This window comes from Acidovorax sp. (genome assembly GCF_046339755.1).
In the GTDB taxonomy this organism is placed as follows: Bacteria; Pseudomonadota; Gammaproteobacteria; order Burkholderiales; family Burkholderiaceae_C; genus Acidovorax.
The window spans coordinates 1-5,370 of record NZ_JBKDTZ010000023.1 but is presented as its reverse complement, the minus strand read 5'-3'; the positions used below and the strand labels follow the sequence as shown (position 1 = coordinate 5,370).

General features: G+C 64.7%; 7 protein-coding genes, 1 rRNA gene and 1 pseudogene. 8 read left to right on the top strand and 1 reads right to left on the bottom strand.

The genetic code is table 11. The annotated features are described in order from the left end of the window. Window positions 1–127 precede the first annotated feature (127 nt). Window positions 128–240 (top strand): 5S ribosomal RNA (gene rrf, locus ACK59X_RS02240). 177 nt (window positions 241–417) lie between these two features. Continuing rightward, a complete protein-coding gene (locus ACK59X_RS02235) occupies window positions 418–858 on the top strand; it encodes a YciI family protein (RefSeq protein ID WP_409954814.1) in 441 nt (146 codons plus the stop codon). A gap of 53 nt (window positions 859–911) precedes the next feature. Here the strand turns inward: ACK59X_RS02235 and ACK59X_RS02230 are convergent, their stop codons facing one another. After that, entirely contained in the window at window positions 912–1,994 is a 1,083-nt protein-coding gene (locus tag ACK59X_RS02230; protein ID WP_409954813.1) for an MBL fold metallo-hydrolase, read from the bottom strand. A gap of 117 nt (window positions 1,995–2,111) precedes the next feature. Here ACK59X_RS02230 and ACK59X_RS02225 point away from each other — a divergent pair, with 117 nt between their 5' ends. From ACK59X_RS02225 to ACK59X_RS02200, 6 genes and pseudogenes are all read left to right on the top strand, one after another. Beyond that, window positions 2,112–2,507 (top strand): MerR family transcriptional regulator, encoded by a 396-nt coding sequence (locus ACK59X_RS02225; RefSeq protein WP_184857113.1) that lies wholly within the window; start codon window positions 2,112–2,114, stop codon window positions 2,505–2,507. 55 nt (window positions 2,508–2,562) lie between these two features. Further along, window positions 2,563–3,024 carry a PaaI family thioesterase gene (locus ACK59X_RS02220; RefSeq protein ID WP_409954812.1) on the top strand — a complete coding sequence of 154 codons (462 nt, stop codon included), beginning with the start codon at window positions 2,563–2,565 and terminating at the stop codon, window positions 3,022–3,024. Window positions 3,025–3,070: 46 nt separating this feature from the next. Next, the gene (locus tag ACK59X_RS02215) at window positions 3,071–4,261 is read left to right on the top strand and encodes an isovaleryl-CoA dehydrogenase (RefSeq protein WP_409954811.1); all 1,191 of its coding nucleotides are present in this window, start codon (window positions 3,071–3,073) and stop codon (window positions 4,259–4,261) included. A 44-nt stretch (window positions 4,262–4,305) separates the two neighbouring features. Further along, window positions 4,306–4,965 carry a carbonate dehydratase gene (can, locus tag ACK59X_RS02210; protein ID WP_409954810.1) on the top strand — a complete coding sequence of 220 codons (660 nt, stop codon included), beginning with the start codon at window positions 4,306–4,308 and terminating at the stop codon, window positions 4,963–4,965. Between the two features lie 28 nt (window positions 4,966–4,993). Then, window positions 4,994–5,200, top strand: a pseudogene (locus ACK59X_RS02205) (isocitrate dehydrogenase kinase/phosphatase AceK regulatory subunit); the annotation flags it as partial. Further along, the coding region (locus ACK59X_RS02200; protein WP_409954809.1) for an isocitrate dehydrogenase kinase/phosphatase-domain containing protein at window positions 5,188–5,370 on the top strand (183 nt) is incomplete at its 3' end. The pseudogene ACK59X_RS02205 and the gene ACK59X_RS02200, both read left to right, overlap by 13 nt.

Sequence of the window (5,370 nt, the reverse complement as noted above, 5' to 3'; positions counted from 1 at the left end):
GGTTGACTGCAATCGAATACGCAAGACGCCAGGCATTCACCTGTGTGATCTGCTGCTGATATAACTCTATGAATTGGTTGTGTTGATTGCCTAGCCAAGGCTTCAATCAACATGACGACAAGTTATGCCTGATGACCATAGCAAGTTGGTCCCACTCCTTCCCATCCCGAACAGGACAGTGAAACGACTTTGCGCCGATGAGAGTGCGGGTTCCCGGGTGAAAGGAGGTCATCGTCAGGCTCTTACAGCCCAACCGCCCCCGGTACCATTTGGTATCGGGGGCGTTTGCTTTGCGGCTACGACAGGGCCTGGCAGGGCCGCACGGGAAATATTTCGTTGCCGCTGTCGAATTCGCATTCCCTGCCTCGTCGTGTATACAGAGCCTTTGCTCTGTACAACGACACAAGGAGATCCCTCATGCGATTCATGATTCTGGTCAAGGCCGATGCCAACAGCGAAGCGGGCGTGATGCCCCAGGAAGACATGCTGGCCGCAATGGGCCGCTTCAATGAAGAACTGGTGAATGCCGGCGTGATGCAGGCCGGCGAAGGCCTGCACCCCAGTTCCAAAGGCGCCCGCGTGCGCTTTTCGGGCAGGGACCGCCAGGTGGTCGATGGCCCATTCGCGGAAACCAAGGAGCTGATTGCCGGCTTCTGGATCTGGAAATGTGCCTCGCTGCAGGAGGCGATCGACTGGGTCAAGCGTTGCCCCAACCCGATGCTGGGCGAGTCCGAGATCGAGATCCGCCAGATTTTCGAGGCCGAGGACTTCGGCGCCGAATTGACGCCCGAGCTGCAGGCGCAGGAAGAACAGCTGCGCACGCGGGTGGAAGAGCAGCTGCGCCAGCAGGACGCCTGAATTGAAGTGCGGCCCATTGTCGCCATGAAGCCGACCGTTGGCCGCAAAAGCCTTCAGTTGGGCGCGGGCTGCGGCCTGGGGCCGAAGCGGTAGACGCCCTGGTCGTCGAGTGTGCGCTCGAAGCCGCCATCGAACCATAGCAGGTGCAAATGGGCCAGCGCCTCGCCCAGGGCGAAGGTCATCTGGTGCGGATCCATGGCGCGCTTGAACATCACGGGCAGCACATCCATGGCCGACAGGGGCTTTTCGAGGCTGGCGTCCACGATTTCCTGCAGCCGTTCCTGGTGGTGGGCCTGCAGCTGCGCAATGCGCACGTGCAGGCCGGTGAAGGGTTTGCCGTGCGAGGGCAGGGTCAACGTGCCAGCCGGCAGGTCCAGGTAGCGCTTGATCGAGGCGAGGAACAGGCGCAGCGGGTCTGCCTCGGGCTCGGCCGCATGCACGCTCACATTGGTGGAGATGCGCGGCAGCACCATGTCACCGCTGATGAGCACCGACAGCTCGGGGGAATGCAGTGCGATGTGCTCCGGGGCGTGGCCATAGCCGCTGATGCAGTTCCAGGTGCGCCCGCCGATCTCGATGGCATCGCCGTCCATCATGCGCCGGTAGGTGGCGGGCAGCTCGGGCACCATGGATTGGTAGTACGAGCCCCGGCCCTGCACATGGGCAATGAACTCTTCATTGCGCGCACCGTGGGCCAGGTAGAAATCGGCGCTGGCCTCACCGCTGAACCCGTCGCTCTGGATGGCTGCGCGGGCCGCGTAGTAGTCGGTGGCACTGATCCACAACCGTGCATTCCAGCGCGCGCACAGCCAGTGGGCCAGGCCGATGTGGTCGGGATGCATGTGCGTGACGACCACGCGCAGGATGGGCAGGCCGTCCAGACTGGAGGCGAACACGTCCTCCCACTGCGCGCGCGTGAGCGGGTTGTCGATGCAGCAGTCCACCACCGTCCAGCCGTCCACCAGGGTCTTGCCCACCCTCTGCCGGTCGCGCAGCAGCCACAGGTTGATGTGGTCCAGCGCGAACGGCAGGCCCATGCGGATCCAGCGCACCCCGGGGGCCACGTCCATCGCCACCCCGGGCGTTGGAAGGGTGTCGCCCATGGGGTAGGTGATTTGGTGTTCGAGGGGGTTCATGCAGGGCCTGCTTGGGTTAGCATTGACGTTAACGTAAACGTCAGATTCATTGCATTGTAGGGACGGATCGCAAAGCGGCTGTCGCCAGTGCGAAACCCGTCTTCCTGCACGAAGCCCATGGCCACCTCCTACACCATCAGCGACCTCGCCAAAGAGTTCGACCTCACGACGCGCGCCATGCGCTTCTACGAAGACATGGGCCTGCTGCAGCCCGAGCGCACCGGCCCGGCGGGCCGCAACCGCATCTACAGCGCGCGCGACCGCACCCGGCTGCGGCTGACCCTGCGCGCCAAGCGCCTGGGCCTGTCGCTGACCGAGGCCAAGGAGATTATCGACCTCTACGACAGCCCGCGCGACACGGGCGCGCAGCTGCGCAAGTTCCTGGAAGTCCTGGGCGCCCACCGCAAGCAGCTGGAGGAGCAACTGGCCGACCTGCAGGCCAACCTCGAAGAGGTGGAAGAGCACGAGCAGGAGGCCCGCGCACTGCTCGACAAGGTGGAATCGCAAAAATGATCCATAATTGACGTTTACGTAAACGTCAATTCGTTCATCCTTTCAGGAATCTGCCGTGACCAGCCCAGCTTTCGAGGTGAGAACCCCGCGCTACGCGGAGCGCGTGCGTGACAGCTTTGCCCTGCAGGGCGCCATGCAGACGCTGGGTGCCCGCCTGGCGCGCGTCGAGCCCGGCGCGGTGGACATCGAACTCGACTGGGCAGCGGGCCTCACACAGCAGCACGGCTTCCTGCACGCCGGCATGGTGGCCACGGCGCTCGATTCGGCCTGCGGCTACGCCGGCTTCACCCTGATGGCCGAAGACGCCGCCGTGCTCACCATCGAATTCAAGATCAACCTGTTGGCCCCGGCCCAGGGCGAGCGCTTTCGCATGGAAGGCCGGGTGCTCAAGCCCGGCCGCACCATCACCGTGACCGAGGGGCGCGCCTACGCCGTGGGCTCCCAAGGTGAGAAGCTGGTGGCCACCATGGGCTGCACGCTGATGGCCGTGACCGGCCGCGAAAACATTCGCAATTGACACCTTCGTACCCCGAAACCACACCACGTCCTACCAGGAGACAACCATGAGCATTCCCGCGAACCTGCCCGGCCTGAATTTCCAACTGGGCGAAGACATCGACGCCCTGCGCGACGCCGTGCGCGATTTCGCCCAGGCCGAGATCGCGCCGCATGCGGCCGAGATCGACCGCAATGACCAGTTCCCCATGGACCTGTGGCGCAAGATGGGGGAGCTGGGCGTGCTGGGCATCACCGTGCCCGAGCAGTACGGCGGCGCCGCCATGGGCTACCTGGCACACATGGTGGCCATGGAGGAGATCTCGCGCGCCAGCGCCTCGGTGGGCCTGTCCTACGGCGCGCACAGCAACCTGTGCGTGAACCAGATCAACCGCAACGGCAACGAGGCGCAGAAGGCCAAGTACCTGCCCAAGCTGATCAGCGGCGAGCATGTGGGCGCGCTGGCCATGAGCGAGCCCGGTGCCGGCTCGGACGTGATCAGCATGAAGCTCAAGGCCGAGGACAAGGGCGGCTACTACCTGCTCAACGGCAACAAGATGTGGATCACCAACGGCCCCGACGCCGACACCCTGGTGGTGTACGCCAAGACCGAGCCCGAGCTGGGCGCGCGCGGCGTGACTGCCTTCCTGATCGAGAAGGGCATGCCCGGCTTCAGCATCGCGCAAAAGCTCGACAAGCTGGGCATGCGCGGCAGCCACACGGGCGAGTTGGTGTTCAACAACGTCGAAGTGCCGGCTTCGCAGGTGCTGGGCGGCCTCAACCAGGGCGCCAAGGTGCTCATGAGCGGCCTGGACTACGAGCGCGCGGTATTGACCGGTGGACCTCTGGGGATCATGCAGTCGGTGATGGACAACGTGATCCCTTACATTCACGACCGCAAGCAGTTCGGCCAGAGCATTGGCGAATTCCAGCTCATCCAGGGCAAGGTGGCCGACATGTACACCGTGCTCCAGGCGGGGCGCTCGTTTGCCTACACGGTGGCCAAGAACCTCGACATGCTGGGAACCGACCATGTGCGCCAGGTCCGCAAGGACTGCGCCAGCGTCATCCTCTGGTGTGCCGAGAAGGCCACCTGGATGGCGGGCGAGGGCGTGCAGATCTTCGGCGGCAACGGCTACATCAATGAATACCCCCTGGGTCGTCTGTGGCGCGATGCCAAGCTGTACGAGATCGGCGCCGGCACGAGCGAGATCCGCCGCATGCTGATCGGCCGGGAGCTGTTTGCCGAGACCTGCTGAAATCCGGCAGGCCGATTGACCTTTCAGAAAGCCAGAGAGACCCCATGCCCGCATCCATCGAAGACCTGTTTGTCCACAACCGCGCCTGGGCGGCCCAGATGGAGCGCGAGCGGCCCGGCTTTTTCACCAGCCTGCTGGCGCAGCAAAAGCCCAAGTACATGTGGATCGGCTGCTCCGACAGCCGTGTGCCGGCCAACCAGATCACCGGGCTGGAGCCGGGCGAGGTGTTCGTGCATCGCAACGTGGCCAACGTGGTGGTGCCCACCGACCTGAACTGCCTGTCCACCGTGCAGTATGCAGTGGACCAGCTGCATGTCGAGCACCTGATGGTCGTGGGCCACTACGGCTGCGGCGGCGTGCTGGCCGCGCTGGAGGGCATGCGCGTGGGCCTGGCCGACAACTGGATCCGCCACGTGGCGGACGTGCGCGACCGCCACCGCGAGCTGATCGCCTCCATCGCCCCTGAATGGCGCCACGACGTGCTGTGCGAACTCAACGCCATCGAGCAGGTGGTCAACGTTGCCCAGACCACGGTGATGCTCGACGCCTGGGGCCGCGGCCAGAAGGTCACGCTGCACGGCTGGTGCTACGGCCTCAAGGACGGCCTGATCAACGACCTGAACATGTCGGTGGACAGCACCGAGGGCCTGGAGTCGCTGTACAAGGCCGCCATCGCCGGCGTGGCGGAAACCCGGCGGGGCTGAGCCCGCAGTCCTGCAGGATAGCCAGCGCATGTTCCCGCAACGGCTCGATGCTCCCCAGGCGTACGACATCGCCAAGGCGATGATGGACGGCTTCAACCGCCATTACCGCCTGTTCCGCACCGAGTCCGCGCGCGCCAAGCACCGTTTCGAGACGGCGGACTGGCACGGCCAGCAGCGTGCCCAGCGCGAGCGCATCGAGTTCTATGACCTGCGCGTCAAGGAATGCGTGCGCCGCGCACCGAGCCAGAAGAGATGAGCGGCGATGTCTGGTACCCCGTGGGCCCGCGCGATGTCTTCCCCGAGACCTTCGCCCCCTTCCTGCTGGGCAACGACGCCGTGCGCGCCGTGTTCATGCAGCACCACGCCGACCTGCTCGACGCCGCCTTCTGGCAGTCGCACAAGGAG

Bases quoted from the DNA above. Each gene is read 5' to 3' on its own strand.
- ACK59X_RS02235 (WP_409954814.1), top strand. From the start codon at position 418: ATGCGATTCATGATTCTGGTCAAGGCCGATGCCAACAGCGAAGCGGGC.
- ACK59X_RS02230 (WP_409954813.1), bottom strand. From the start codon at position 1,994: ATGAACCCCCTCGAACACCAAATCACCTACCCCATGGGCGACACCCTT.
- ACK59X_RS02225 (WP_184857113.1), top strand. From the start codon at position 2,112: ATGGCCACCTCCTACACCATCAGCGACCTCGCCAAAGAGTTCGACCTC.
- ACK59X_RS02215 (WP_409954811.1), top strand. From the start codon at position 3,071: ATGAGCATTCCCGCGAACCTGCCCGGCCTGAATTTCCAACTGGGCGAA.
- can (WP_409954810.1), top strand. From the start codon at position 4,306: ATGCCCGCATCCATCGAAGACCTGTTTGTCCACAACCGCGCCTGGGCG.